Genomic DNA, 26,161 nt, shown 5'->3' on the forward strand with positions numbered 1-26,161 from the left:
CGGCGGCAGGGATGAACGTCAGTCGCGGACGCGGAACGTGAGCAGCGTCCAGGTGAGCGAGGTGATGAGGAGCCCGGCCCCCAGCATGTGCGCGGCGACCAGGACCTCGGGCAGCCCCGTGAAGTACTGGACGTAACCGATCAGGCCCTGCAGGAGAGTCACCGCGACGAGCACGACGACGGCCTTGCGGGCCCGGGCAGGGGCGGTGGCCTGGCGCAGGACCAGGACCGTCAGCACGACCAGCACGGCGAGGAAGAGCCAGACGGAGGCCGCGTGCGCCTTGCTGATGAGTGCCGGGTCGAGAGCGAACCGGTAGGCCACCTCGTCGTCGCCGCCGTGCGGGCCCGAGCCCGTCGCGAGGACGCCCAGGATCAGCAGCGGCACCGCCAGGACGGCCAGGACCCGGCCGACCAGGGTGGTCCGTCGGTCCACGACCTGTGCGGGCTGACCGTCGCCCTCGCCCGAGCGGTACAGCAGGTAGGCCGAGACCGCGACGAGTGCGGCGGACACGAGGAAGTGGACCCCGACGACGGCGGGGTGCAGGTGCAGCAGGACCGTGACGCCACCGATGACGGCCTGCAGGGCAACGCCGATCAGGGGGAGCGAGCTCGCGCGCCGGAACGACGCGGAACGCGTCGTGTCGGTCCAGAGGAGCACCAGGACCGCGAGCGCGATGATCCCGACGACCCCCGTGAGCGTGCGGTTGCCGAACTCGATGAGGGGATGGATGGACATCGCCGAGTGGAACTCGGGCGTGAAGCTCCCGGGCTCGCACAGCGGCCACGTGGAGCAGCCGAGGCCGGATCCGGTCAGACGCACCGCGCCGCCCGTGACGATGATGCCGATCTGGCCGACGAGGTTCGCGACGAGGACCGGTCGGGTCCAGCGGCGGAAGCGGTCGACCTTCGCGTACCAGGCGGGGGACGTGGGTACCGGGGCGAGTTCTGCGCTGCTCACCGTCCAAAGGTAGCCGCGGGGCGAGCGCGGCCCTCAATCGACGAGGTCCCGAGCGGGTGTGAGATTGGCCCGCAGGAGACCGCCGGGGGAGAACCGTGACGGCACAGCGCGCCGATCCCGACGAATCGTGACTGACTCGATATCCTCGCTAGACCTTTCGTCGCATATCAGGGGGTTTCCGTGACCGTTTCCCGACCGGCCCGCCGCACCCAGGGGATCGGCGCGCTCGCGGTCTTCCTGCTGGCGCTCACGGGCTGCACGTCCGCGGTGGGACCGCAGGAGCCGCCTGTCGTGGGTGAGACGTCGTCCGGCCCGGGAGGGACGGGCTCGACCGACGAAGCGGCGGGCGGCGAGGCGCCCCCCGGGCAGACGGTCGGTGAGGAGTCCGAGACGGAGGCCGGTGCCGGGGCAGGGACGGCCGGATCCTTCGACCGGACCGCGACCCTGGTCGTCCGTCCCGAGGGCTTCACCTCGGCGAGCGCCTTCCCGTCACGCGCAGGCTGGACGACGCTCGGATCGACCGGCAGGTGCACCGCGTCCAGCACCGCGACGAGCGTGCCCGACGAGGACCAGGTCGCCCGCGAGCGGGACGTCTCCCTCGCCGCGCTCGCCGACCTCCTGGCCGGCGAGCCACGGGCGAGCGACCCGTCGAGCGTCTCCGAGGTGCTCGCGACCGACGGCAGCCCGGGCGAGCCCCGTGGGACGAACGCGGTGCTGCAGGAGTGGACCGTCGAGCGTGCCGGCACCGTGGTGCGCAGCCGCGTCCTGGTCCGCTCGGTGTGGTCACGCCTCTACTCGGGCGAAGGCCTGCGCGAGAGCTCGTTCGTGGCCTTCGAGTGCACCGGGGGCATGATCGACGAGGCGGCCTGGGGAGCGGCGCTGGCGCAGGTCCGTCTGCCGCTCGCGGGCGGGGAGACGGCCGGCGCGTGGCGGGACGAGTGACGCGGGACCGTCCCCCGGCCGACTGACGACCGGGGCGTCCGCAGCGCCGGGGCGCGCGCTCAGTGCCAGCGGAAGAGCTTGCCCGCTCCCCAGCCGAGCGCCGCGGTCCACCCGAGCAGCACGACCACGGAGAACGCGGGGACCTCGCCCAGGAGCAGCGCACCGCGCATGGCCTCGCCCAGCGCACCCGAGGGCAGCAGCAGGGCGACCTGCTCGAGCGCCCCGGGAAGCTGCTCGACCGGGACCAGCACGCCCCCCGCGACGGTCAGCAGGACCAGCAGCAGGTTCGCGACCGCGAGCACGCCCTCGGCGCGCAGCGTCCCCGCGAGCAGGAGCGCGAGGCTCGTGAACGCCGCGGTGCCGAGCAGCACCGCGAGCAGCGCCGGCAGGATGCCGGCCGGGTCCGGGGACCAGCCGAGCGCGAGCGCGACCCCGCCCAGCACCACGACCTGCACGACCTCGACCGCGAGCACCCCGAGGATCTTCCCCGCGAGCAGGCCGCCACGGCCCAGGGGCGTGGTGGACAGCAGGCGCAGGACGCCGTTGCGGCGGTCGAAGGCCGTCGCGATGGCCTGCGACGTGAAGGCGGTGGACATGACGGCGAGCGCCAGGACACCGGGCGTCACGAAGTCGATGCGCGAGTGTCCCTGCGTGTCGAGGTCGATGAAGCTCGTGCGCGCCAGGCCCACGAGCAGCATCACGGGCAGGATGATCGTCACGAGCAGCTGCTCGCCGTTGCGCAGGATCATGCGGGTCTCGAACGCCGTCTGCGACGCCACCCGACGCCACGCGGGGGCAGCCCCGTCCGCGGGGGACGCGCCGTCGGTCGGGGCGGGCCGCTCGGCGACCGGTCCGGTGGCGGTCTGGTCGGTCATCGGAGCTCTCGTCCTGTCAGGTCGAGGAAGACGTCCTCGAGGGTGCGGCGGCCGATCGTGATGCGGGAGGCGAGCGCGCTCTCGTCCGCGAGCCACGCGGTCACGACGGCGACGGTCGACGGGTCGACCGGCCCCGTCACGCTGTACGAGCCGGGCTGCGTCTCGGTCACGGTCCACGCGGAGGCGGGCGACGTCGTCGGGCCGGGGCCGACTCGCTCGGCCAGCGCCTCCACGTCCAGTCCCGCGCGCGCCTCGAGGCGCAGCGTGCGGTTTCCGTCCGCCGACGGCCCCGAGTGCAGCAGGTCGGGCGTCGCGCCCGAGGCGATGACCTGCCCGTCGTCCACGATGTAGACGTGGTCCGCGAGGTCCTCGGCCTCGTCCATGAGGTGGGTCGTCAGGACGATCCCGACGCCGTCGGCGCGCAGCTCGCGCACGAGCTCCCACACCGCGTGCCGGCTCTGGGGGTCCATGCCCGCGCTGGGCTCGTCGAGGAACACGACCTCGGGGCGGCCCACGATCGCCGCGGCGAGCGCGAGGCGCTGCCGCTGGCCACCCGACAGGCGTCGGACCGTGGTCCGCGCGAAGCTCGCGAGACCCAGCCGCTCCGTGATCTCCGCCACGTCGCGGGGGTTCGCGTACATGGACGCGACGTGGTGCAGCATCTCGAGCGCGCGCACGCCCGTGGGCAGGCCGCCGTCCTGGAGCATGACGCCGACGCGCGGGCGCAGGTCGCGCGCGCTCAGCAGGGGATCGAGCCCGAGCACCCGCACGGTGCCCGCGTCCGGTGCTCGCAGCCCTTCGCAGCACTCGATCGTGGTGGTCTTGCCGGCCCCGTTGGGGCCGAGGACGGCGGTCACGGCGCCTCGGGAGGCGGTCAGGCTCAGGTGGTCGACGACCGCCCGGCCGTCATAACGCTTGACCACGTCCTGGAGGACGACGGCGGGGGAGTCGGGCACGGTGGCGATTGTAGGGGAGCCGCCTGGGGCCCGCTGTGAGGTAGGCCTTGCTTGCGTCGGACCATTTAGCACATGAGACTGTTACCTATATCGACCAGTCCCCGGGGCCCTTGCGCGCCCGCGGACCTGGCGAGACCGATCCCAGCAGGCCGGACGACGTGGAGGTGAGGCATGACGCACGGTGCACGCACCACGGGTGCAGCGCCCCGCTCGTTGCCTGCCGTCGCGCTCGGCAGTGACGCATCCCACGCCGCCGCGGACGGCGACGGGACCACGCGCGAGCGCGTCCTGTCCCTCATCGTGACCGACGGACCTGTGAGCGCCGCCTCGCTCGCGACGGACCTGGGCCTCACGCCCGCAGGCGTCCGCCGCCACCTCGCGCAGCTCGAGACCGACGGACTCATCTCGGTCCACGACTCGGGCGCCACCACGGGCATGCGCGGACGACCGGCCCGGCACTACGTCGCGACGAACAGGGGGCAGTCCGAGCTCTCGGGGGCCTACCCCGACCTCGCGACCCAGGCGCTGCGCTTCCTGCGCGACGTCGCGGGCGAGGACGCCGTCGAGGACTTCGCTCGTCGTCGCCTCGAGGAGCTCACGGACCGCTACGCGCCCCGCATCACGGCCGACGACGTCGCGGGCCGCGCCGAGCAGCTCGCCGCGGTCCTCGCCGAGGACGGGTTCGCCGCGAGCGTGCGCCCCGTCGCCGGGACCGCGACCGTCCAGCTCTGCCAGGGGCACTGCCCGGTCCAGCACGTCGCCGAGGAGTTCCCCCAGCTGTGCGACGCCGAGGCCCAGGTCTTCTCCCAGCTCCTCGGCTCGCACGTCCAGCGGCTCGCGACCCTCGCGGGCGGCGGGCACGCGTGCACCACCAACGTCCCCGTGCTCCCCGCGGCGACCCGCGTACCCGAGGCGAGCGACGCCGTCGGGCACGAGACCACCGCACGACGCGCCACCGCGCGCGGACCGCGCGCCCCGGCGCACCCCCCAGCACGACACACCGAACCGACAGGTTCATCGACCACCGCCCCACCGCCCCCCTCCGTCGTCGACGGAACGTGGAAGGAATGACATGAGCGCTCCCACCCAGGACACCGCCGGCGTGTCCCAGAGCACCGGCCAGTCCGACGAGGAGATCATCGCCTCGATCGGCTCCTACGGCTACGGCTGGCACGACAAGGACGACGCCGGTGCGACGGCGCAGCGCGGCCTCTCCGAGGCGGTCGTGCGCAACATCTCCGCGCTCAAGAGCGAGCCCGAGTGGATGCTGAACTACCGCCTCAAGGCCCTGCGCCTGTTCGACAAGAAGCCCATGCCCAACTGGGGCAGCGACCTGTCGGGCATCGACTTCGACAACATCAAGTACTTCGTGCGGTCCACCGAGAAGCAGGCCACGTCGTGGGACGACCTGCCCGAGGACATCAAGGAGACCTACGACAAGCTCGGCATCCCCGAGGCGGAGAAGCAGCGCCTCGTCGCCGGTGTCGCGGCCCAGTACGAGTCCGAGGTCGTCTACCACCAGATCAACGAGGAGCTCGAGAAGCAGGGCGTCATCTTCCTCGACACCGACACCGCGCTGCGCGAGCACCCCGAGCTCTTCCAGGAGTACTTCGGCACCGTCATCCCCTCGGGTGACAACAAGTTCGCCGCGCTCAACTCGTCCGTGTGGTCCGGCGGCTCGTTCGTCTACGTCCCCCCGGGCGTCCACGTCGAGATCCCGCTGCAGGCCTACTTCCGCATCAACACGGAGAACATGGGCCAGTTCGAGCGCACGCTGATCATCGCGGACGAGGGCTCGTACGTGCACTACGTCGAGGGCTGCACCGCCCCGATCTACTCGAGCGACTCGCTGCACTCCGCGGTCGTCGAGATCATCGTCAAGAAGAACGCCCGCGTGCGGTACACGACCATCCAGAACTGGTCGAACAACGTGTACAACCTCGTCACCAAGCGTGCGACGGCGGCCGAGGGCGCGACCATGGAGTGGGTCGACGGCAACATCGGCTCCAAGGTCACCATGAAGTACCCCGCGATCTACCTGCTCGGCGAGCACGCCAAGGGCGAGACGCTGTCGATCGCGTTCGCGGGCGAGGGCCAGCACCAGGACGCGGGCGCCAAGATGGTGCACGCGGCCCCGCACACGTCCTCCTCGATCGTCTCGAAGTCCGTGGCGCGCGGCGGTGGACGCACGTCCTACCGCGGCCTCGTCCAGGTCCTCGAGGGAGCGGAGCACTCCGCCTCCACCGTTCTGTGCGACGCGCTGCTCGTCGACCAGATCTCCCGGTCCGACACCTACCCGTACGTCGACGTCCGCGAGGACGACGTCTCGATGGGTCACGAGGCGACCGTGTCGCGCGTGAGCGAGGACCAGCTGTTCTACCTCATGTCCCGAGGCATGGCCGAGACCGAGGCCATGGCCATGATCGTGCGCGGGTTCGTCGAGCCCATCGCGCGCGAGCTGCCCATGGAGTACGCGCTCGAGCTCAACCGCCTCATCGAACTGCAGATGGAAGGGTCCGTCGGCTAAATGACTACTACTGCGAGCACCACAGAGACCGAGCCGATCGGCCTGAGCACGGACCACACGCAGGCCGTCCAGGACGGCGCTCACTCGCACGGGGTCGGCGGCACGCCGCAGGGATCCCGCGCCGAGCGCATCACCTCGTTCGACCCGACCGTCATCACCGTGCCCACCGGGCGCGAGGAGGAGTGGCGCTTCTCGCCGGTCCCGCGCCTCGCCCCGCTGTTCGCTGCCGAGCTCGGCAGCGCCGGCGTGCGCACGACCGTGGTCGACGCGCCCGAGGTCACGGTCGAGATCGTCGGCCGGGACGACGAGCGGCTCGGCCGCGCGGGCGTCCCCGGCGACCGCACCGCCGTGACCGCGTGGAACGCGTTCGCCGAGGCGACCGTCGTGACGATCCCGGCCGAGGCCGTGGCCAGCGAGGTCACGTCCGTGCGCATCGAGGGCCTGTCCGACGAGCCCACCGCGACGCACCTGCTGATCCAGGCCGAGCGCCACAGCGAGTCCGTCGTGGTCATCGACCACGTGGGCTCTGCGACGCTCACCGAGACGGTCGAAATCGTCGTCGAGGACGGCGCGCACCTCACGGTCGTCTCGGTCCAGGACTGGAGCGAGGGCGCCGTGCACGCGAGCTCGCACCGCGCCCGCATCGGCCGCGACGCCAAGCTCAAGCACGTCGTGGTGACGTTCGGCGGCGACGTCGTGCGCGTGACCCCGGACGCCGAGTTCACCGGCACCGGTGGCGAGGTCGAGATGGTCGGCCTGTACTTCGCGGACGCGGACCAGCACCAGGAGCACCGTCTCTTCGTCGACCACGCGGTCCCGAGCTGCAAGTCGCGCGTCACCTACAAGGGCGCGCTGCAGGGCGAGGGCGCGCACACGGTCTGGGTCGGCGACGTGCTGATCCGCACCGAGGCCGAGGGCACCGACACCTACGAGCTCAACCGCAACCTCGTCCTCTCGGACGGCGCGCGGGCCGACTCGGTGCCGAACCTCGAGATCGAGACCGGCCTCATCGAGGGAGCCGGGCACGCCTCGGCGACCGGTCGCTTCGACGACGAGCAGCTCTTCTACCTGCAGGCCCGCGGCATCCCCGAGGCCGACGCGCGTCGCCTCGTGGTCCGTGGCTTCTTCGCGGAGCTCATCCAGGAGATCGGTGTCCCGTCGGTCGAGGAGCGCCTGCTCACCTCGATCGAGGCCGAGCTCGCCAAGTCGATGAGCGTCATCGAAGGCCGGTGACCCGACCCGCATGAGCGCACAGCTTGCTTGCATGACCGACGACGTGGCGCCCGAGGAGGCGCTGCGCGTGGAGCTCGAGGGCGAGAAGGGTCCCGTGGAGGTCGCGGTCGTCCGCGACGGCGACGGGAACTGGCACGCCATCTCGGACATCTGCTCCCACGGTGCGGTCTCGCTGTCCGACGGCGAGGTCGAGGGCTGCTTCATCGAGTGCTGGCTGCACGGCTCGCAGTTCGACCTGCGGACCGGCATGCCCACCGCGCTGCCCGCGATGCGCCCTGTGCCCGTCTACCCGGTCACGATCGACGGCGAGCGCGTGCTCGTCGACATCGACCAGACCGTCTCCCCGTCCTGACCCCTGAGCTTTCTCGATACTTTCCGAATACTGGAGAACACCACATGTCCACTCTGGAGATCCGCGACCTGCACGTCAGCGTCGAGACCAAGGAAGGGCCGAAGCCGATCCTGCGCGGCGTCGACCTGACCATCAACAGCGGCGAGACCCACGCGATCATGGGCCCCAACGGCTCGGGCAAGTCGACCCTCGCGTACTCGATCGCCGGTCACCCCAAGTACACGATCACGAGCGGCACCGTGACGCTCGACGGCGAGGACGTCCTCGCGATGACGGTCGACGAGCGTGCCCGTGCCGGCATGTTCCTCGCCATGCAGTACCCCGTCGAGGTTCCGGGCGTGTCCGTCTCGAACTTCCTGCGCACCGCGAAGACCGCGATCGACGGCGAGGCCCCCGCGCTGCGCACGTGGGTCAAGGACGTCAAGGGCGCCATGGAGAACCTGCGCATGGACTCGTCCTTCGCCGAGCGCTCGGTCAACGAGGGCTTCTCCGGCGGTGAGAAGAAGCGCCACGAGATCCTGCAGATGGAGCTCCTCAAGCCGAGCATCGCGATCCTCGACGAGACCGACTCGGGCCTCGACGTCGACGCGCTGCGCATCGTCTCGGAGGGCGTCAACCGCGCCAAGGCGAACACCGACGTCGGCGTGCTGCTCATCACGCACTACACGCGCATCCTGCGGTACATCAAGCCGGACTTCGTTCACGTGTTCGTCGACGGCCGTATCGCCGAGGAGGGCGGCCCCGAGCTCGCCGACCGCCTCGAGAACGAGGGCTACGACCGCTTCCTGACCGGCGCAGCCACGGCCTGACCCGGCCCGCGGCCCGCCGGCCGCCCGCCCGTCGGCCAGCCGGCGGGCACCTGACACACCGAGGAGACTTCGATGACCACCACCGACACCGTGCGGGCCGGGCTGAGCGCCACCGAGCTCGCCGCCGTGCGAGCCGACTTCCCGCTGCTCGCCCGCACGGTGCGGGGTGGCCGTCCGCTCGTCTACCTCGACTCGGGCGCCACGTCCCAGAAGCCCCAGGTCGTCCTCGACACCGAGGTCGACTTCTACGAGGAGCGCAACGCCGCGGTGCACCGCGGTGCGCACCAGCTCGCGGAGGAGGCGACCGAGGCGTTCGAGGACGCCCGGTCGGCGGTCGCGCGCTTCGTCGGGGCCGACGCCGACGAGATCGTGTGGACCTCCGGGGCCACCGCCGCGATCAACCTCGTGACGTACGCGCTGTCCAACGCGACGATCGGTCGCGGGGGAGAGGCGGCCCGCCGCTTCGCCCTCGCGCCGGGCGACGAGATCGTCCTGACCGAGGCCGAGCACCACGCGAACCTCGTGCCGTGGCAGGAGCTCGCGGCGCGCACCGGAGCGGTGCTGCGCTGGTTCGACGTCGACGACGATGGCCGCATCCGCGTCGACGAGGCGGCCTCGGTCATCACCGAGCGCACGCGCGTCGTCGCGTTCACGCACGCCTCCAACGTCACGGGCGCGATCACCCCGGTCGCACCCATCGTGGCGCGGGCCCAGGAGGTCGGGGCGCTCACGTTCCTCGACGCGTGCCAGTCCGTGCCGCACCTGCCGGTCGACCTGCACGCACTCGATGTCGACTTCGCGGCGTTCTCGGGTCACAAGATGCTCGGCCCCACCGGGGTCGGAGCGCTCTACGGGCGGCGCGAGCTGCTCGAGGCGCTGCCCCCGGTCACGACCGGTGGGTCCATGATCGAGGTCGTGACCATGACCGAGGCGTCGTACATGCCGCCGCCCCAGCGCTTCGAGGCCGGCACGCAGGCCGTCGCGCAGATCGTCGGCCTGGGCGTCGCGGCGCAGTACCTCGAAGAGCTCGGGATGGAGAACGTCGCGGCCCACGAGCACGACCTCGCCGTCGAGATGCTCAAGATCGCGGACGTCCCGGGCGTGCGCATCATCGGCCCGCGGACGCCCGAGGACCGCCTCGCGGTCGTCTCGTTCGTCGTCGAGGGCGTCCACGCCCACGACGTGGGCCAGGTCCTCGACGCCGCCGGGATCGCCGTGCGGGTCGGTCACCACTGCGCGCAGCCCCTGCACCGCAGGTTCGGGATCGCCGCCACGGCGCGCGCCTCGGCCTCGGTGTACACGACGTCCGAGGACGTCACGGCGTTCCGGGAAGGTTTGGCGGGGGTCCGGGCGTTCTTCTCAGTGGACTGACGTGCGCCCGACGCCCCACCCTGTCTGCGCGGTCCCACGACCCGCACGACGTACCGAAGGAGCAGGACCCCAGCAATGAGCAGCTCGTTGGAGCAGATGTACCAGCAGGTGATCCTCGACCACGCGAAGTCCCCGCACGGGCGAGGCTTCGTGGAGCTCGCGGAGGGGCACCTGCACGGTGAGTCGCACCAGATCAACCCGACGTGCGGCGACGAGGTCACGATGCGCGTCGAGTTCGACACCGCCGACCCGAAGGTCCCCACGATCTCCCGCGTGAGCTGGGAGGGGCAGGGCTGCAGCATCTCGCAGGCCTCGCTCTCGGTGCTCACCGACCTCGTCACGGGCGCACCGGTCGCCGAGTCCGAGCACCTGGGCGACCTCTTCCGTCAGCTCATGCAGTCCCGCGGCAAGGGCCTCGACGAGGACCGCGAGGACGAGCTGGGCGACGCCACGGCCTTCACCGGGGTCGCGCAGTTCCCGGCCCGTATCAAGTGCGCGCTGCTCGGCTGGGCCGCCCTGCGCGACACCCTGGCGACGTCGGGGGTCCTCGCGGGCCCGGGCGCAGCCTCCCAGCCCCCGCTCGACCAGCCCTTGTCCCCGCAGTCCCCCCAGGAGAACCGATGACGACCGAGACCCCCGCCGCCTCTGCGGCACCGACCCCGCCGACCGCGGCCGACGTCGAGGAGGCCATGCGCGACGTCATCGACCCCGAGCTCGGGATCAACGTCGTCGACCTCGGCCTCGTCTACGGCATCCAGGTCGACCAGAACAACCACGCCGTGATCGACATGACGCTCACGTCCGCGGCCTGCCCGCTCACGGACGTCATCGAGGACCAGACCGCGCAGTCGCTCGACGGTCTGATCGACGGCTTCCGGGTCAACTGGGTCTGGATGCCGCCGTGGGGCCCCGAGAAGATCACGCAGGACGGCAAGGACCAGCTGCGCGCGCTGGGCTTCAACGTCTGACGTTCCGGGCAGTCCGGCGGGATCGCGAGATCCCGCCGGAAAGGCACCTCACCTGCACGACGCGATTTCGGGTGAGGGTCCGAAATGGACTGAGACGGCCTCTGGAGGTATCTCATTCCCCCACGGTTCCCCCGCAGATTTCGGGCCGTAGGCGCAGTTCGGAGCTCGGATCGAGGGCTGGCGAACGCGCGTGATTCCCCCACAGGACGGGGCGCGGAGCACACCTGTCGGCTGGGAGGGACGCTCATGGCACGGAATACCACACTAAAGCGAACATTCGGCCGAAGTTCGGCCGCAGGAAGCCCCGGACCTGCAGCCACCGGGTGACCCAGTCGTCAAGATCGAGCCAGGCGACCATCGCCTCGTCCTCGGTCAGGTACAGCCAGTTGATCGTCGTGAGCTCCTCGTGCGCGGCCGGGGCGCCGATGGTGTCGGCTTGAGGCCAGTCGAAGAGCCCGGCAAGGAGGTCCTTCGGCCGCGGGAAGTCGCGGTCGTCACGTGGGGCGGTGATCGTCCGTCATCGCCCTTCACAGATAGTGCCCGACGGCGTCGCGCTTCGCGGCGGCAGAGGCCAGACGGCCGGCAGCGCGCCGCCGTGCCGGACGTTGCTTCGGCTGCGCGGGCATGCCCGGCGCCACCCGCCGTCGTGGCCTCGACGCCGCATCTTTGGCGGGCTGCTCGGGTCGCGATTTGGTTCGTGCGTTCTCAGGCCGGGGCGCGCGGGTCGCGTCATGGTCGATGCGGCGGGCCGCGAACCGGTCGGCGCTGTGGAAGTGCTCGACGCGTCCGAAAGCCACGAGTTGCTCGCCCTCACGGAACTCCCGCACGGCGAGGGCGGCGAACTGCAGGGTCGTCATTGTCGGGTCGATCTCGGTGAACCCACCTTCGTCCGTGCGCTGGAACGCGGGATCTCAGGCGGGAGAACGCCTGCTTGGACCCCGACGAGATCATCGACAGCTGCACTGCGGATGTGAGGAGGCGTACGCGTCACTCAGATAAGCATCGGCCGGGCGATGGAGCGGGTGAATCACATTGCCGCCATTGACTGCACTTGCTGCACATGGCTACAGTTGTTGCAGTTGGTTGCACTTGCTTCAGTTGGAGGTGAAGATGCCTGAGATCCTGCCGGACGATGTCGAGGCCTTGCGCGACGCCCTCGCCGCTTCGCCTGAGGAGGTGACGGTCACTCTCAGCTTGACCCGCAAGAGCGCGGAGAAGGTGCTCGAACTGCTGGAAGCCGAGCACTCGACCGGGGCGGTGATTATTCCGGTCAAGGACCTCTTCACCACGACGGAGGCGGCGTCAATGCTCGGCATGTCTCGTCCCACGCTGATGAAGCTCGTGGATGCCGGAACCCTGGAGCACGTCCGTGTCGGGACGCACCACCGCATTCCGATTCGTGCAATCGTCGAGTACCAGCGAGGTCGCCAGCGAGAGAGTGGGGAGACCGCCGCCGCTGTGGACGAGTTCAAGAGCAACATCTCGTTCGGGAGCAACCAGTGAGCGCGGAGTTGACGTTGCTCGATCCCGTCGAGTTCCTCCAGCCCAACCGTCGGCTGTTCATCGACACGAACATGTTCATGGACACCGACCCACGTCGCGCCGGAGGTCTGAAGCGCCTGTTCGAGCGAGGCCAGGGCGCGATCCTGAAGAACGACAACCCGATCGTGGTCCCGACGAAGGTCGTCGGCGAGCTGATCAAGCAGAGCTGCATCGACACCTCGACGGAGAGCGCAGAGCGGGCCGAGGCCGTCAGGAAGGCTGGAGCCGCACTCACGTTCTTGGAGAGCGCGAGCCGGGTCCGCCTAATCCGCACGGACCTGGGTGACGACACCAATCCGTACGCGGACGACCTGTTCTTGCGGCTCTTCGAGCAGTTCGCCGGCAGGTACGAGATGTGCCTGCTCACCCACGACATCACCATCAAGCTGCGCATCCGCCTCCTTGCGCATCGCCTGGGCGGGCGCCTCATCGTTGGCGTGCTGACCAAGGATGGTGACCTGGAGGTCGAGCACGACCAGGCCCTGTTCGAGCGCGGAAACCGCAAGCGCGACCGTCATGCAGAACGCATTGCCAGTAACACAGGCAACTTCAAGGACGAGTCGGAGGTCGCAACGCTTGGGCCTCTGCTCGATGAGTTCCGCAAGGCCGTTCGCCTCATAGAGCCAGACCCGAGAGTGAGGTTCAGGCGCGGCGAAACTCCCGTGCCGACGCCCGTTGCGACTGGCTCCGCACTGGTGAAGCCGTTTGCAGCGACGAGGAAGATCAAGCCGCGCGACACGGCACTGCCGTTCGCGTCCCTCCCTACGCAAGGCGAGAAAGTCACCTGGGAATCCGCGAGCGAGAGCGGCACGTTCGTCCTGGGCCCTCTCGTAGGCGAAGGCGGCGAAGGCTCGGTCTATGAGGGTGCCGACAAGAAGACCGTCGTGAAGATTTTCGACAAGGACCACGTCACCCGGCATCGCCAGGAAAAGATCCACCTGCTGGTGAGCCACGGCCTTCAGCTACAGGGAGTGTGTGTCCCTTCCGCGCTGGTGCGCAACAGCGATGGAGAGTTCGTCGGATACGTCATGCCGCGAGCGAGCGGCCGCGAGTTCCAGCGCACGATCTTCAACAAGCGCAAGTTCGCCAAGGAGTTCCCGACTTGGACGAAGGCAGATCTAGTCGACGTTTGCATCTCATTCCTGGAGAAGGTCCAGTATCTGCATTCTCTGAACATTGTCGTGGGCGACATCAACCCGAAGAATCTGATGGTCGACGACAGGAAGAACGTCTTCATCATCGACGTGGACTCGTGGCAGGCGGAGGGCTACCCCTGTCCGGTGGGTACGCCAATGTTCACCTCGCCCGCGATGCTCGGCAAGGCATATGCAGAGGACCTGCGGACCATGGAGGACGAGTTCTTCGCGGTTGCCACAATGCTGTTCATGGTCGTCATGACCGGCCAATTTCCGTACATCCGGACCGGCACCGACGGCGACGTGGTCCAGTTGATCAAGGAGGGCAACTTCGCCTTCCAGTATGAGAACCGCAACAACAAGGACCAGCCTAACGGCGACTGGAAGTACATGTGGAGCCACATACACAAGCCGGTCAAGGACCTCTTCTGGCACACCTTCCACAAGGAGGGTAAGCGTTACAAGAAGCGCCCGACGGCGACCGAGTGGCTCGACGCGTTCAGGGCGTACAAGGCCTACCTGGCCAACAAGCGCCTGAACTTCGACCCCATGTCGAACGACGTGTACCCGATCCGCAACAAGGCCTTCCGGCCGGACACCCCGATCCAGGACTGCCCGGGCTGCGGTCGCCAAAACGCGATCGCCGGAATCTGGAGCGACGACAACCAGGAGTACTTCGTTCCGCGACAGTGCAACAAGTGCAAGGACTCCCAACCCACACGGACCGCGGCCGTGCGAGGTGCCGCGCCGCGAGCAGTCCCCCCACGCGTGGCGACTCCGGCGACCTTCGCCTGCAAGGACTGCGGCAAGAACTACTCGAAGGCGCAGCTTACCTACGGGCGCTGCCCGACATGCACCACCAAGGCGAACTCGCTGGACCCGGCTCGGCTTTGCGTGGACTGCCGGCAGCCTTTCATCACCTACGACCACATCGGGTGGTTCACGAGCCGCTTCCTGGACGTACCCAAGTCGCATGCGGCAATCAAGCAGTCCTGCCCGCCGGTGACCGCTGCCAAGCAGCGCATGGCACCTAAGTCCGGCGCCCAGCCCCTGGGCGGATTCTGGGCGCGACTGAAGCAGTGGTTTCAAGACAACTAGCCACCACCACAAGGCTGACGAAAGGAAACGGAAATGGCACGACTCGACATTGGGGCCGACGATCTCATTGACAACCCCACCCCGCGCGTCCCCGTCTCACTGTGCCTCGATACGAGCTCATCCATGAACGGCTCGCCGATCCAGGAACTCGTCCGAGGCGTCAACCTCTTCTATGACGCCATCGACGAGGACGACGACGCACACGACTCGGCTGAGATAAACATCGTCGAGTTCAATTCCGCCGCAGGACTGGTCCACGACTTTGCCAGCATCGAACGGCTGCAGCGCATCACCAAACTGGCCGCCAGCGGGACCACCGCAATGGGTGCGGGCGTGAATCTCGCCCTCGACACCTTGGAGAAGCGGAAGGCGACCTACTCGGGCAGCGGCGTCCTGTACTACCAGCCCTGGCTGGTCCTCATGACGGACGGCGCGCCGACCGACAACATCGACAGCGCAGTTGCACGCGTCGTCGATCTGGTCGACGCCAAGAAGCTCACCGTCTTCCCGATCGGCATCGGGCCTCATGCGGACATGAGGACCCTGGCCCGCTTCAGCCCCAACCGCCCTCCACTTCGTCTCGACGGACTCAAGTTCAAGGAGTTCTTCGAGTGGCTGTCGAAGTCCGTCGCGCGCGTCTCTCGTTCGACGCCCGGGGACGCGGTGAAGCTCGACCTCGACGGACTCGCCGGCTGGGCGGAGCTGTAGGTGTTCAAGGAGTTTCATTACCAGGTCAGGGGCCACGGGCACTTGCGGGACGGCACACCGGTCCAAGACCGGACCAAGTTCCTCTCGCGTGCCGGCATCCAGGTCCTCTGCCTTGCCGACGGCGCCGGTTCTGCAAGCCACTCGCAGTTTGGCGCCCAGGCGGTGGTAGATGAGGGGTGCGCCCTCCTGCTGGAGCGGTTCGACAACTACGCTGAGAGGTCAGACGGTGCCAGCGTCAAGCTGGAGATCCTTGGACGGTTGCTCGACAAGTTGGCGGGTGTCGCCGACCGGCAAGGACTTCACGTGCGCGACCTGGCCTCGACATTCATGAGCGTCGCGGTGTCGGGCGACAAGTTTCTCGGCGCTCATGTTGGCGACGGCCTCATCGGCTACCTGAAGGACGGACAGTTGCGAGTCGTCTCGGGCCCCGACAACAATGAGTTCGCCAACCAGACAACTTTCGTGACCTCAGGAGGTGCGGCAGAGTCGATCCGGCTGTTTCGCGGCTCCTTGGACGGAGTTGCGGGATTTGTCCTCATGAGCGACGGCACTGGCGACAGTCTCTACAACCCGCGGACGCGCCAGTTGGCGGGTGCATGTTCAAAGCTCATCACCGCCGTGGGAACCGCGCCTGCCCAGCAGAGCAAGACCTCGAAGTACAAGAAGCAGTTGCGGAAGTTTGTCGACATCACCGTCCGCAACGCCACCAAGGACGACTGTTCCATCGGGGTACTCGGGCGAGACTTTCCAGGGAGCGGAGCCGATGGCACGGCTTGACCAAAACAAGCCAGCATCAAAGGTCTGCTATCACAAATCCGACAACGCGAAGCTCGCCGAGGGCAGCGGCGAGAGGGTGCGGACAAGTTGAACACTCGGACTGCTGGTCGAGGAAGTGCTCAAGGCGAACCAGCACTAGTTCGCTGAGGCGGACCTTCGGTCGGTGAAGCCGCCTGAGTACCTTCGCGCGAAGCTGTTGAAGCACACCGAGGAACATCCCGTTCCCCGACGGATGCCACCGCCTCACAACGGCCGTACGGTCTGGTACTACTGCCCGGACCTCAACATTGCGCGCAAGTTTGACGCCTCGCGAAGGTCACGCCGTCGCCGGGGGGTGCGCGCCGCGCGCCCGGGGGCGGCCGCTTATCAGGCGGAGGTCGCAGTGGAGCTTGACCGGCTCAGCGCTGAAGGTCGAGAGCAACGTCTGACGTTCGCCCCGCCCGCAGGTCGTGCACCGAAAGGGGCCGTCGTTCCTCCCGGAACGACGGCCCCTTCGCCGTGCCCGTCGGCTCACGCCACGGCCGACCCGGGGGGCCCCGTCCCGGTCCCCGCGAGCCGCGCCGCCCGACCTCACTTCGAGTGCTTGTGGTCCGTCCCCGGGTAGACGGCGTCCACCTCGACCTCGACGAGCCAGCCGTTGACCGGCAGGTTCTCGATCTCGAGCGCGAACCGCGAGGGACGCGCCTCGTTCACGACCATCGGTGTGGTCGTCACGGAACCGAGCTGGACGTCGAGCGTCGCCCCGGTGGCGAGGTTCGTGTTGGCGAAGAACTGCCGGTACGCCCGGTTCCACCCGGCGAAGTCCATCTTCGCCTCGCCCTCGGGGTTCTGGAGGAAGACCCGCATCGAGACGACGTCCTCGTAGGACAACCCGGCCTTCGTGAGGTTCTCGCCGATGCGCATGAGTGCGTTGATGCCCTGGGCCTCGGTGAGCGTGACCCCTGCCGGCAGCTGCCCGCCCGGGAAGACGTCGGTCGGGATGTACCTGGCTTCGGCCGACACGCCGGGGGCCGTGTTCATCGCCGACGGTCCGAGCCCCGAGGACTTGTACCAGGCGACGTTCTTGCCGATCGCGACGCCGTCGGCGATCGACGCGGTGTCGCCCGTGATGAACGAGACGGCCTCGGTCGGCGCGGGCTCGAAGAGCTTGCCCTTCGCGTAGGCGGTGCCCGGGACGGCGACGGCTGCGGTCACGACGACCGCGGCGATGATCTTGACGCTGCTCTTCATGAGGACCTCCAGTGGCGGTGCAGCGCGCGGGGGCGCCTGGCACGTGTCGGTCCGGTGGGTACCGGATGGCGAGGACCGTAGTGAGGTGCCGTTTCGGCGCGATGAACACCGCGGTTCGGGCTGAAGTCGGCCCGGATGCCCTGAATCGCACCATCTGCCCGGAGGAGCATCCAGGCGGAACGGTGCGAAACAGACTTGTTACCACTGGCAACTGCCAGGAAACGCCGAGGAACCGTCCAGGGAACCTGCAGTGCCTAGCGTCACGCACGGTGCTGGCGGCGGCACCCGGCGCTCGCGGCCGTGGGACCCCCGTCCGCCAGACCGACAGACGAGAGGTAGGGCATCGTGGTCTCAGAAAACGGCTCCTCCGGCGTCTCACGCCGCAACTTCCTCCAGGCAGTCGGCGTGGGCTCCAGCGCCGGTGTCATGTTCGCGACGATGGGCGCCGTCGGGCTCGCGCCGACGGCCGCGGCACAGCCGCGCAACGAGTCCTGGACGCCCCCGAGGGGCAGCGACTTCTCGCTGACCGGGCGTTCCGCCAAGAAGGTCGTGGTCGTCGGAGCGGGCCCCGCCGGGCTCGCGTCGGCGTACGAGCTGCAGAAGGCCGGCTACCGGGTGACCGTGCTCGAGGCGCGTCACCGCGCGGGCGGCCGGACGCTGACGATACGCAACGGCGACTCCGAGACGGACGTCAACGGCGTCAAGCAGACCGCCCGGTTCTCCGACGGTACGTACATGAACGCGGGCGCCGGGCGCATCGCCCAGTGGATGGTCGCCATGGACTACCTGCGCGAGCTGGGTGTGCCGTACGAGGTCTTCACGAACGCCAACGCCGACGCCTACCTCTACAACGAGCGCTCGGGCGCCACCCCGGGCAACCCGGTCCGGTACCGCACGGCCAAGGCCGACGTGTTCGGCTACACCTCGGAGCTGCTCAGCATGGCGGCCGACCAGGGGGCGCTCGACCAGAAGCTGACCGCAGCGGACAAGGAGAACCTGCGGTCCTTCCTGCGCAGCTGGGGGTCGCTCACGGCCGACGGGAAGTACCAGGGCGGGAGCAACCGCGGGTACTCGGTGTACCCGACGGCGTGGAACGAGCACGGCACGCCGTTGCCCGGACCGGGCACGGTCTCGGAGGTGCTCGCCTCGAAGGTGGGGCAGTACTTCCCGTTCGAGATCAACTGGGAGCAGTCGATGCTCATGTTCCAGCCCAAGGGCGGCATGGACACGACCTACGAGTACTTCGTGCGCGCCATCGGCAAGCAGAACGTGCTCTTCAGCTCGCCGGTGACCGGGGTCGAGAACACGAGCCGCGGCGTCAAGGTCACCTACACGGCGGCGAACGGCAAGGCCCGCCAGATCGACGCCGACTTCGCGATCGTCTCTGCCCCGGCGGGGCTCATGCGTCGTTGGAGCACCAACTGGGGCCCCGACATCGACGCGGCCCTGGGCGAGTTCGCGGTCGGTTCTCCCGCGGGCAAGATCGGCCTGCAGTACCGGTCGCGGTTCTGGGAGGACGACCACCGCATCTACGGCGGCATCACCGAGACCGACATGGACCTGGCCCACATCTGGTACCCGTCCTACGGCTACGGGGAGCGCAAGGGACTCGTCGTCGGCTACTACAACACGGGGGCCAACGCGCGGGCCTACGCCGACATGTCGCCCAAGCAGCGCGAGCTGCGGGCGGTCGAGCAGGGCGTGAAGATCCACGGCGAGAAGTACCGGACCGAGCTCGAGAGCTCGTTCTCGATCGCGTGGCACAAGGTGCCGTACATCGAGGGCGCCTGGGCCTACCCGAACACCGCGTCCGCGCGCTTCAAGCAGCTCCAGCAGGGCGCGGGCAACGTCTACTTCGCGGGCGACTGGATGTCCGAGATCTCCGCCTGGCAGCACGGCGCGTTCTGGTCGGCGCGGTACGCCGTGCAGAACCTCCACCAGCGCGTCATGTCGAGCTGACACGATAACCGGTCCGGGTTCCTCGGCTCGTCCGAGGGGCCCGGACCTCTGCTCGCCGCCCGAGGTGCGCTCGTCAGCGCCGGGGTACAGGGCTCAGAGCCCGTGCACCGGAACGCTGGGCTCCTGTCCGACCTGGCGCTCTCACCCGTCGGCGGGCAGCAGGGGCGGGTGCTCCAGGACGCGGGGGCGGTACTCGACGATGTGGATGCCCGTGTCGAAGGTATGGTGCACGGTCATCTCGAGGGCGACGTCGGGATAGCCGTCGTAGATCCGCTCCGATCCTGTCGCGCCCGTGATCACGGGGAACATCCCGACCCGGAACCGGTCGACGAGCCCTGCCCGCAGCAGCGCGCGCGCCACGCTGAGGCTGCCGATCGTGCTGAGGATGCCGTCCTCGTGGTCCTTCATGGCGCGGACGGCCTCCACCGCGTCGCCCCGCACCAGCGTGGAGTTGGCCCACGTCAGCGGCTCGTCGAGCGTGCTGGAGAAGACCACCTTCCGTGCCGCCGTGAGCTCGTCGACGGACGCCTCCTCGTCAGCGGTGAACTCGTCCGTCCCCTCCGGCACCTGGCCCGCCGCGAAGCCCGACATCAGCCGGTAGGTGGTCGCGCCCATCAGATAGGTGACCTCGGGTTGCTCCTGGAGCCACCCGAGGTACTCGGGGCCCTCGAGCCCCCAGAACCCGGGCCAGCCCTCTCCCGACGCGTAGCCGTCGAGCGAGGTGATGAAGTCGACGAGCAGCTCAGCCATGGGTCCGTCCCCGTCCTCGGTGTTCCCGTGCGGTGATGCCGCCCGAGGGCGGCCTGGTCTCACCAGTGAGACGGGTGCGCGACCGAGAACTCATCGGTCCGCCGGAGGAGCGCTTGCGCTCGGCAATAGTGCGCAGTCCGACGATCGCCGTCAGGGGAAGCGGGAACGAGAGCGCTCAGAGCGTCGACGCCTCGAGAGCGTTGCAGGCCTGGACGGTCCCGCCGTCGTAGCCCGTCATGAACCAGCGCTGGCGCTGCTCGCTCGAGCCGTGCGTCCACGCCTCGGGGTTCACCGAGCCGGTCGCTGACTGCTGGATGCGGTCGTCACCGACGGCGGAGGCCGCAGACAGGGCGTCCTTCAGCTGGGCCTGCGTGATGGGGGCGAGGTACTTGACACCTGTCTGGGGATCGACGACCTTCGACGCGTTGCCGACCCACATGCCCGCGAGGCAGTCGGCCATGAGCTCGATGCGGACCGAGTCGGAGTCGGGTCCGGTGCCCGAGCGGTCCGCGGACGACATGGCCCCTGAGAGCTGCTCGATGTGGTGACCGAACTCGTGCGCCACGACGTACATCTCGGCGAGGCTCCCGTCCGAGGCGCCGAAGCGGTCGCGCAGCTCGTCGAAGAACGACACGTCGAGGTACACGCTCTGGTCGGGCGGGCAGTAGAACGGCCCGACGGCACTGGTCGCGGCGCCGCACGCCGTCTGCGTCGAGCCCGTGAAGCTCACGACGTCGGGCACGACGTAGGCCACACCGACCTGCGCGGGCAGCGCCTCGGACCAGTAGTCGTCGAGCGAGTACGACGTCGCGGACAGCCTGCACTCGCGCTCGGTGTTGGCCTCCTCGACCGTGCAGTCGTCGACGAACTGCTGCTGGCCCGTGTCCTCGGTGCTGGTCGTCTGGACCTGGTCGCCGACCGCGCCCAGCACGCTGCCCAGGTCGCCGCCGTTGAGCAGCGCGACCACGACCGCCACGAGCACGGCCGCGATGCCGCCGCCCGCGATCACGGGACCCTTGCCCCGGCCACCCTTGCGGACACGGCCGCCCTCGAATGAACCACCCTCGTTGAACGTCACAGGTCAACGCTACCCGTCGCCGCAGGTCACGGCGCCCTGCGGTCGCGGTTCGGTCGGTGACTTCCTGGCGCGCCTCGCCGTGGGCGGGCTCCGTCAGCGGGGGAGCCGCCCCTTCCGGCCCGACGGCGCAGCTCGCCGCGCGCCGTCGTCTCGCCCCGCCGCGGCGTGCCCCGGGGAGGCGAGCGACGTCGTCGGGCGGGGAAGGTGGTCGCCGAGAACGAGGTCGCGTCCGTCCTGGGCCTCAGAACGAACGCAACCTCGTTCTCGACGCCGGCTACCCGGCAACGTTGTCGACGCCGGCTACCCCGGCAGCCCCGTCGGCGCGCGCGGCCTCGACCGGGAACGGGACCGGTACCTGCGCCGGGGTCGCCCTGCCGCACCCGCGTCACCCACTGTGACGGACCAGCCCGCGAAATCCCGTTCCGTCCGCAGCCGCGCGGCACTAGAATCGGTGGCGTTTGTGTCTCGCACACGGCGCGGTCCCGCGCCGGGCAAGACTCCTGGACACCCCACGACCCCGCCGGAGGAACTCTCTGTGATCACTGCCCATGCCGTCGAGCTGCGCGTCGGCGCCCGCGTCCTGCTGGACGAGGCGTCCTTCCGCATCGCTGCCGGAGACCGGATCGGTCTGGTGGGTCGCAACGGAGCGGGCAAGACCACCCTGACGAAGACCCTCGCGGGGGAGACCCAGCCCACGGCCGGGCAGATCGTGCGCACGGGCGAGGTCGGCTACCTGCCGCAGGACCCCCGCACGGGCGATCTCGACGTGATCGCGATGGACCGCGTGCTCTCGGCGCGCGGGCTCGACGTCCTCGTGCGCAAGATGCGCGAGACCGAGGGCGAGATGGCGAGCGCCGACGCGGACACCCACCTGGCCGCGATGGACCGTTACCCCAAGCTCGAGGAGCGCTTCACGGCCGCGGGCGGGTACGCCGCGGAGAGCGAGGCGCAGCGCATCACCTCGAACCTGGGCCTCGACGAGCGCATCCTCGCGCAGCCTCTCAACACGCTCTCGGGTGGTCAGCGCCGCCGCATCGAGCTCGCACGCATCCTGTTCTCGGGCGTCGAGACGCTCCTGCTCGACGAGCCGACGAACCACCTCGACGCCGACTCGATCCTGTGGCTGCGCGACTACCTCAAGAACTACTCGGGCGGGTTCGTGGTCATCAGCCACGACGTCGAGCTGCTCTCGGCGACGGTCAACAAGGTCTTCTACCTCGACGCGAACCGCGGCGTCCTGGACCAGTACAACCTGGGCTACAAGGCGTACCTCGAGCAGCGCGAGACCGACGAGCGTCGTCGCCGCCGCGAGCGCGCCAACGCCGAGAAGAAGGCCGGCACGCTGCTCGCGCAGGCCGAGAAGATGCGCGCCAAGGCGACCAAGGCCGTGGCCGCGCAGAACATGATCAAGCGCGCCGAGCGCATGCTCTCGGGCCTCGAGGGCGAGCGCGTGAGCGACAAGGTCGCCAAGCTGCGCTTCCCCACGCCGGCCCCGTGCGGGCGCACGCCCATCACGGCCGAGGGGCTGTCCAAGTCCTACGGGTCGCAGGAGATCTTCGCGGGCGTCGACCTGGCGATCGACCGGGGAAGCCGGGTCGTGGTGCTCGGGCTCAACGGTGCCGGCAAGACGACGCTGCTGCGCATCCTGGCGGGCGTCGAGAAGGCCGACACGGGCGAGGTCATCGCGGGGCACGGGCTCAAGCTGGGCTACTACGCCCAGGAGCACGACACCCTGGACATGGACGTGACGGTCGTCGAGAACCTGCGCCACGCGGCGCCGGACCTCACCGACACGCAGGTGCGCTCGGTGCTCGGCTCGTTCCTGTTCTCGGGCGACGACGCCAACAAGCCCACGCACGTCCTGTCCGGCGGCGAGAAGACGCGCCTCGCGCTCGCGACCATCGTCGTGTCGGGCGCGAACGTGCTGCTCCTCGACGAGCCCACCAACAACCTGGACCCGGCCTCGCGCGCGGAGATCCTCGATGCCCTGAAGAACTACGAGGGAGCCGTGGTCATGGTCACCCACGACGACGGCGCGGTCGAGGCGCTCTCTCCCGAGCGTGTCCTGCTGCTGCCCGACGGCGACGAGGACCTGTGGAACGACTCCTACGCCGAGCTCATCTCGCTGGCCTGAGCGACCGGTAGCCACCGGTACCTGCAGCGACACGAACGGCCCGCCTGCTCCTCGGAGCAGGCGGGCCGTTCGTCGTTCCCGGTGGAGCGTGCGCGGCGGGCGGGCCGGTCAGGTCCGCGCGTCGTCGTGCGTCGCGGGCCCGTGCGCCGCGGGGTCCTGCGCGGCCGCCTGCGCGTCGAGGAGGGCGTCCTCCTCCTCCTCGGCGGTCGGTCCGCGACGACGCCGGGGAGCGGGCTCCCCGGGGGCGCGGCCCGACGCGCGCTGCTCGCCCAGGAGGTCTCCCGCCGTCACGGTCTCGCGCTTCTCGCGGCGGATCAGGACGAGGAAGCCGCCGATCGCGCCCGCCGCGAACACGAACCACTGGAACGTGTACGACAGGTGCGAGCCGGGATCGGTGTCCGGGACGGCCAGGGCTCGCAGCGAGGCGGCAGGGGCCGGGTCCTCGGCGCGGAGCGAGCCGTAGGCGCCGACGGTCATCCCGTCGGCCCACGCGCCGCCGTCGGGCCCTTCGGCGAGCACCTGGGCCGTGTTGATGGCCTGGACCTGCCCGTCCGGGGCCTCGCGGCTCGACGCGGGCTCGTCGACGCGCAGGCTCACGGTCACCTCGACCCTGCCCGACGGCGGAGCGGCCACCTCGTCGGGTGCGCTCGCGTCGGCGCCCAGCGGCACGAAGCCGCGGTCGACTACCATGACGACCGGCTCGCTGCCGTCCGTGGGCTCGGTGACGAACGGGACCAGGACGTGGAACCCGGCCTTGCTGGCGACCGGACGGTTGCGCAGCAGCACGGTCGCCTCGGGGACGTAGCTGCCCTCGAGCGTGACCTGCTGCCAGACCCGCTGCGGGTCCAGCTCGGCGCCCGGCCCGGGCAGGACGTCGGCGAGCGGGACCGGGGTCGCGTCGTAGTTGGACTCGATGATCTCGATCTGGGCCGAGCGCGACTCGTAGCGGTGCCACTGCCAGCGCCCCGCGAGCACGCACAGCGCCGCCACGAGCAGGACGCCGAGCGCGAGCGTGATCCACTGGCGGACGGTCCGGGGCTCGGCCTTGGCGTCGCGGGCGACGTCGTGGGCGAGCTGGGCCGCGTCGGGGGTGCGCGCCTGCGGTCCCGAGGTCTCAGGGGGCGTCGGCGGCTCGGGGTTCGCCGGGGCGTCCGGGCGCTCGGGGGAGGGAGGCGTCACAGCTCGGGCCGACGCTCGAGGTCGGCGACCGGCACGGTCTGCTTCCAGAAGTCCCGGGCGCCCAGGAACGTCTCGAGGTGCTCGCGGTGGTCGTCGCACGCGAGCCACACCTTGCGGCGCTCAGGCGTGTGGAGCTTGGGGTTGTTCCAGAGCAGGCCCCACGCCGCCTCGGCGCGGCAACCCTTGGCGCTGCACAGCAACTCACCCTCGTCGACGGGGTCGGCGAGGTGGAGGAGGTCAACCATCGTGCGGCTCCTGCGTGTTCGTTCGGTCGGTGGTCCGGCCGGCGGGGTCGGCGGGCCCGTCGGTGCCGTCGCCGGGGTGGGTGGGGGAGTCCGAGGCGTCGCTGCGCACCTGGCCGTCCTCGTCGAGCTCGACGACCCGCCCGAGGCTCGGGTGGTCGGGGGCGGCCTCCACCTGGAGGCGCTCCATGGGCGAGACGTCGTAGGTCCGCTGGTCGCGGCCGGCGTTGACGAGCAGCACCGCGACGTACGGGAGGACGATCGCGGCCCCGATCAGGACGAACGAGAACCACCCGTGGACGATCACGGCCCCGACGAAGCACACGAGCCGGATCCCCATCTGGATGAGGTAGCGCTTGGTGCGCCGGGCCTGGTCCTGCGCGAGCGACTCCGGTGCGTCCGAGATGCTCGGCACCTTGTTGTTGCTGCTCACCCCTCCATCCTACGTTTGTCGGAACCCGACAAAGGACCCCGGTCGCCTGTGATGGTCCCTGCGCGCACGTCGTCGGGCGCTCGCGGTACGGTCGTTGCGGCGACGTGCCGGACGAGCGGGGGACACCCCGCCGCGGACGACGCCTCCCAGGCCACCCGAACGAGGAGATGTCGTGTCCGAAGCCCCCGCTTCCCCCAGCCCGCGCACCGTGGTCGTCACGGGCGCCAACCGGGGCATCGGTCGCTCGATCGCCGAGCGGTTCGTCGCCAACGGTGACCGTGTCGCGACGATCTACCGCAGCGGCGACCTGCCCGAGGGCGTGTTCGGCGTCGTGGGCGACATCACCGACACCGAGGCCGTCGACGCGGCCTTCACCGCGATCGAGGCCGAGCTCGGCCCCGTCGAGGTCCTCGTCGCGAACGCGGGCGTGACCCGCGACCAGCTCCTCATGCGCATGACCGACGACGAGTTCGAGTCCGTGATCGACGTCAACCTCACCGGGACCTTCCGGTGCGTGCGTCGCGTCTCCAAGGGCATGATCCGCCTGCGTCGCGGCCGCATCATCCTCATCTCCTCGGTCGTGGGCCTCTACGGCGGTCCCGGACAGGTCAACTACTCGGCCTCGAAGGCCGCGCTGGTCGGCATGGCGCGCTCGATCACGCGCGAGCTCGGCGGTCGCGGCATCACGGCCAACGTCGTCGCCCCGGGGTTCATCGAGACGGCCATGACCGCCGAGCTGCCCGAGGAGCGCCAGAAGCAGTACAAGGCGAACATCCCCGCGGGACGCTTCGCCCAGGCGACCGAGGTCGCGGGCGTCGTGCAGTTCCTCGCGTCCCCCGACGCGGGCTACATCAGCGGCGCCGTGATCCCGGTCGACGGCGGCCTCGGCATGGGGCACTGACCAC

The 26,161-nt window shown here is 69.7% G+C and carries 26 protein-coding genes; 16 read left to right on the forward strand and 10 right to left on the reverse strand.

What is annotated here, in order from left to right; genetic code table 11:
* Positions 1 to 18 precede the first annotated feature (18 nt).
* Entirely contained in the window at positions 19 to 957 is a 939-nt protein-coding gene (locus tag ACFWGN_RS11030; protein ID WP_191805895.1) for a heme A synthase, read from the reverse strand.
* A 180-nt stretch (positions 958 to 1,137) separates the two neighbouring features.
* Here ACFWGN_RS11030 and ACFWGN_RS11035 point away from each other — a divergent pair, with 180 nt between their 5' ends.
* Positions 1,138 to 1,899: a hypothetical protein gene (locus ACFWGN_RS11035; RefSeq protein ID WP_377616886.1), complete on the forward strand. Its 762-nt coding sequence runs from the start codon at positions 1,138 to 1,140 to the stop codon at positions 1,897 to 1,899.
* Between the two features lie 59 nt (positions 1,900 to 1,958).
* Here the strand turns inward: ACFWGN_RS11035 and ACFWGN_RS11040 are convergent, their stop codons facing one another.
* Together ACFWGN_RS11040 and ACFWGN_RS11045 are read right to left on the reverse strand one after the other, a co-directional pair.
* Positions 1,959 to 2,774, reverse strand: a complete 816-nt coding sequence (locus ACFWGN_RS11040) for an ABC transporter permease (RefSeq protein ID WP_377616887.1) — start codon at positions 2,772 to 2,774, stop codon at positions 1,959 to 1,961.
* The gene (locus ACFWGN_RS11045; protein WP_377616888.1) at positions 2,771 to 3,730 is read right to left on the reverse strand and encodes an ABC transporter ATP-binding protein; all 960 of its coding nucleotides are present in this window, start codon (positions 3,728 to 3,730) and stop codon (positions 2,771 to 2,773) included. The genes ACFWGN_RS11040 and ACFWGN_RS11045 overlap by 4 nt, the downstream gene beginning before the upstream one ends.
* A 171-nt stretch (positions 3,731 to 3,901) precedes the next feature.
* On the opposite strand from ACFWGN_RS11045, the gene ACFWGN_RS11050 reads away from it, so the two are divergent.
* The 8 genes from ACFWGN_RS11050 (at position 3,902) to ACFWGN_RS11085 (ending at position 10,990) form a co-directional block, all read left to right on the forward strand.
* Positions 3,902 to 4,801 (forward strand): helix-turn-helix transcriptional regulator, encoded by a 900-nt coding sequence (locus ACFWGN_RS11050; RefSeq protein ID WP_377616889.1) that lies wholly within the window; start codon positions 3,902 to 3,904, stop codon positions 4,799 to 4,801.
* A gap of 1 nt (position 4,802) precedes the next feature.
* On the forward strand, positions 4,803 to 6,257 hold the full coding sequence (gene sufB, locus ACFWGN_RS11055) for a Fe-S cluster assembly protein SufB (RefSeq protein WP_191791376.1): 1,455 nt from the start codon (positions 4,803 to 4,805) through the stop codon (positions 6,255 to 6,257).
* Positions 6,258 to 7,490, forward strand: coding sequence for a Fe-S cluster assembly protein SufD (gene sufD, locus ACFWGN_RS11060; protein ID WP_191805890.1), 1,233 nt, complete (start codon positions 6,258 to 6,260; stop codon positions 7,488 to 7,490).
* 10 nt (positions 7,491 to 7,500) lie between these two features.
* Positions 7,501 to 7,842, forward strand: a complete 342-nt coding sequence (locus ACFWGN_RS11065; protein ID WP_191805889.1) for a non-heme iron oxygenase ferredoxin subunit — start codon at positions 7,501 to 7,503, stop codon at positions 7,840 to 7,842.
* Between the two features lie 44 nt (positions 7,843 to 7,886).
* Positions 7,887 to 8,651 (forward strand): Fe-S cluster assembly ATPase SufC, encoded by a 765-nt coding sequence (gene sufC, locus ACFWGN_RS11070; RefSeq protein WP_377616890.1) that lies wholly within the window; start codon positions 7,887 to 7,889, stop codon positions 8,649 to 8,651.
* Between the two features lie 72 nt (positions 8,652 to 8,723).
* Entirely contained in the window at positions 8,724 to 10,022 is a 1,299-nt protein-coding gene (locus tag ACFWGN_RS11075; RefSeq protein WP_377616891.1) for a cysteine desulfurase, read from the forward strand.
* Between the two features lie 75 nt (positions 10,023 to 10,097).
* Positions 10,098 to 10,646, forward strand: coding sequence for a Fe-S cluster assembly sulfur transfer protein SufU (gene sufU, locus ACFWGN_RS11080; RefSeq protein WP_191805886.1), 549 nt, complete (start codon positions 10,098 to 10,100; stop codon positions 10,644 to 10,646).
* The gene (locus tag ACFWGN_RS11085; protein ID WP_056647167.1) at positions 10,643 to 10,990 is read left to right on the forward strand and encodes a metal-sulfur cluster assembly factor; all 348 of its coding nucleotides are present in this window, start codon (positions 10,643 to 10,645) and stop codon (positions 10,988 to 10,990) included. The genes sufU and ACFWGN_RS11085 overlap by 4 nt, the downstream gene beginning before the upstream one ends.
* A 527-nt stretch (positions 10,991 to 11,517) precedes the next feature.
* Here ACFWGN_RS11085 and ACFWGN_RS11090 read toward each other — a convergent pair.
* Entirely contained in the window at positions 11,518 to 11,847 is a 330-nt protein-coding gene (locus tag ACFWGN_RS11090) for a hypothetical protein (protein ID WP_377616892.1), read from the reverse strand.
* A 253-nt stretch (positions 11,848 to 12,100) separates the two neighbouring features.
* On the opposite strand from ACFWGN_RS11090, the gene ACFWGN_RS11095 reads away from it, so the two are divergent.
* From ACFWGN_RS11095 to ACFWGN_RS11110, 4 genes are read left to right on the forward strand one after another with little or no spacing between them, the layout of a single operon-like run.
* Positions 12,101 to 12,493 (forward strand): helix-turn-helix domain-containing protein, encoded by a 393-nt coding sequence (locus tag ACFWGN_RS11095; RefSeq protein ID WP_377616893.1) that lies wholly within the window; start codon positions 12,101 to 12,103, stop codon positions 12,491 to 12,493.
* Positions 12,490 to 14,766, forward strand: coding sequence for a hypothetical protein (locus ACFWGN_RS11100; protein ID WP_377616894.1), 2,277 nt, complete (start codon positions 12,490 to 12,492; stop codon positions 14,764 to 14,766). Before ACFWGN_RS11095 ends, ACFWGN_RS11100 begins: the two co-directional genes overlap by 4 nt.
* 33 nt (positions 14,767 to 14,799) lie before the next feature.
* The gene (locus ACFWGN_RS11105; protein ID WP_377616895.1) at positions 14,800 to 15,474 is read left to right on the forward strand and encodes a VWA domain-containing protein; all 675 of its coding nucleotides are present in this window, start codon (positions 14,800 to 14,802) and stop codon (positions 15,472 to 15,474) included.
* On the forward strand, positions 15,475 to 16,251 hold the full coding sequence (locus tag ACFWGN_RS11110) for a PP2C family serine/threonine-protein phosphatase (RefSeq protein ID WP_377616896.1): 777 nt from the start codon (positions 15,475 to 15,477) through the stop codon (positions 16,249 to 16,251). It begins immediately after the preceding gene.
* A gap of 570 nt (positions 16,252 to 16,821) precedes the next feature.
* Here ACFWGN_RS11110 and ACFWGN_RS11115 read toward each other — a convergent pair.
* The gene (locus tag ACFWGN_RS11115; RefSeq protein WP_191805885.1) at positions 16,822 to 17,481 is read right to left on the reverse strand and encodes a Rid family hydrolase; all 660 of its coding nucleotides are present in this window, start codon (positions 17,479 to 17,481) and stop codon (positions 16,822 to 16,824) included.
* A 345-nt stretch (positions 17,482 to 17,826) separates the two neighbouring features.
* On the opposite strand from ACFWGN_RS11115, the gene ACFWGN_RS11120 reads away from it, so the two are divergent.
* Positions 17,827 to 19,440: an FAD-dependent oxidoreductase gene (locus ACFWGN_RS11120; RefSeq protein ID WP_377616897.1), complete on the forward strand. Its 1,614-nt coding sequence runs from the start codon at positions 17,827 to 17,829 to the stop codon at positions 19,438 to 19,440.
* A gap of 141 nt (positions 19,441 to 19,581) precedes the next feature.
* Here the strand turns inward: ACFWGN_RS11120 and ACFWGN_RS11125 are convergent, their stop codons facing one another.
* A complete protein-coding gene (locus ACFWGN_RS11125) occupies positions 19,582 to 20,190 on the reverse strand; it encodes a dihydrofolate reductase family protein (RefSeq protein WP_377616898.1) in 609 nt (202 codons plus the stop codon).
* Positions 20,191 to 20,365: 175 nt separating this feature from the next.
* Positions 20,366 to 21,268 carry a neutral zinc metallopeptidase gene (locus tag ACFWGN_RS11130; protein WP_377616899.1) on the reverse strand — a complete coding sequence of 301 codons (903 nt, stop codon included), beginning with the start codon at positions 21,266 to 21,268 and terminating at the stop codon, positions 20,366 to 20,368.
* A 535-nt stretch (positions 21,269 to 21,803) separates the two neighbouring features.
* On the opposite strand from ACFWGN_RS11130, the gene ACFWGN_RS11135 reads away from it, so the two are divergent.
* Positions 21,804 to 23,402: an ABC-F family ATP-binding cassette domain-containing protein gene (locus tag ACFWGN_RS11135; RefSeq protein ID WP_056647151.1), complete on the forward strand. Its 1,599-nt coding sequence runs from the start codon at positions 21,804 to 21,806 to the stop codon at positions 23,400 to 23,402.
* Positions 23,403 to 23,510: 108 nt separating this feature from the next.
* Here ACFWGN_RS11135 and ACFWGN_RS11140 read toward each other — a convergent pair whose 3' ends face one another.
* From ACFWGN_RS11140 to ACFWGN_RS11150, 3 genes are read right to left on the reverse strand one after another with little or no spacing between them, the layout of a single operon-like run.
* Positions 23,511 to 24,581: an SURF1 family protein gene (locus tag ACFWGN_RS11140; protein ID WP_377616900.1), complete on the reverse strand. Its 1,071-nt coding sequence runs from the start codon at positions 24,579 to 24,581 to the stop codon at positions 23,511 to 23,513.
* Positions 24,578 to 24,826 (reverse strand): hypothetical protein, encoded by a 249-nt coding sequence (locus ACFWGN_RS11145; protein WP_056647148.1) that lies wholly within the window; start codon positions 24,824 to 24,826, stop codon positions 24,578 to 24,580. The genes ACFWGN_RS11140 and ACFWGN_RS11145 overlap by 4 nt, the downstream gene beginning before the upstream one ends.
* The gene (locus tag ACFWGN_RS11150) at positions 24,819 to 25,256 is read right to left on the reverse strand and encodes a DUF3099 domain-containing protein (RefSeq protein WP_377616901.1); all 438 of its coding nucleotides are present in this window, start codon (positions 25,254 to 25,256) and stop codon (positions 24,819 to 24,821) included. Before ACFWGN_RS11150 ends, ACFWGN_RS11145 begins: the two co-directional genes overlap by 8 nt.
* 172 nt (positions 25,257 to 25,428) lie before the next feature.
* Between ACFWGN_RS11150 and ACFWGN_RS11155 the strand changes: the two genes are divergently transcribed.
* Positions 25,429 to 26,157 carry a beta-ketoacyl-ACP reductase gene (locus tag ACFWGN_RS11155; protein WP_377616902.1) on the forward strand — a complete coding sequence of 243 codons (729 nt, stop codon included), beginning with the start codon at positions 25,429 to 25,431 and terminating at the stop codon, positions 26,155 to 26,157.
* The last annotated feature ends 4 nt before the right edge of the window (positions 26,158 to 26,161 follow it).

It is taken from the genome of Oerskovia sp. NPDC060338 (assembly GCF_042726295.1).
Lineage (GTDB): Bacteria > Actinomycetota > Actinomycetes > Actinomycetales > Cellulomonadaceae > Oerskovia > Oerskovia merdavium.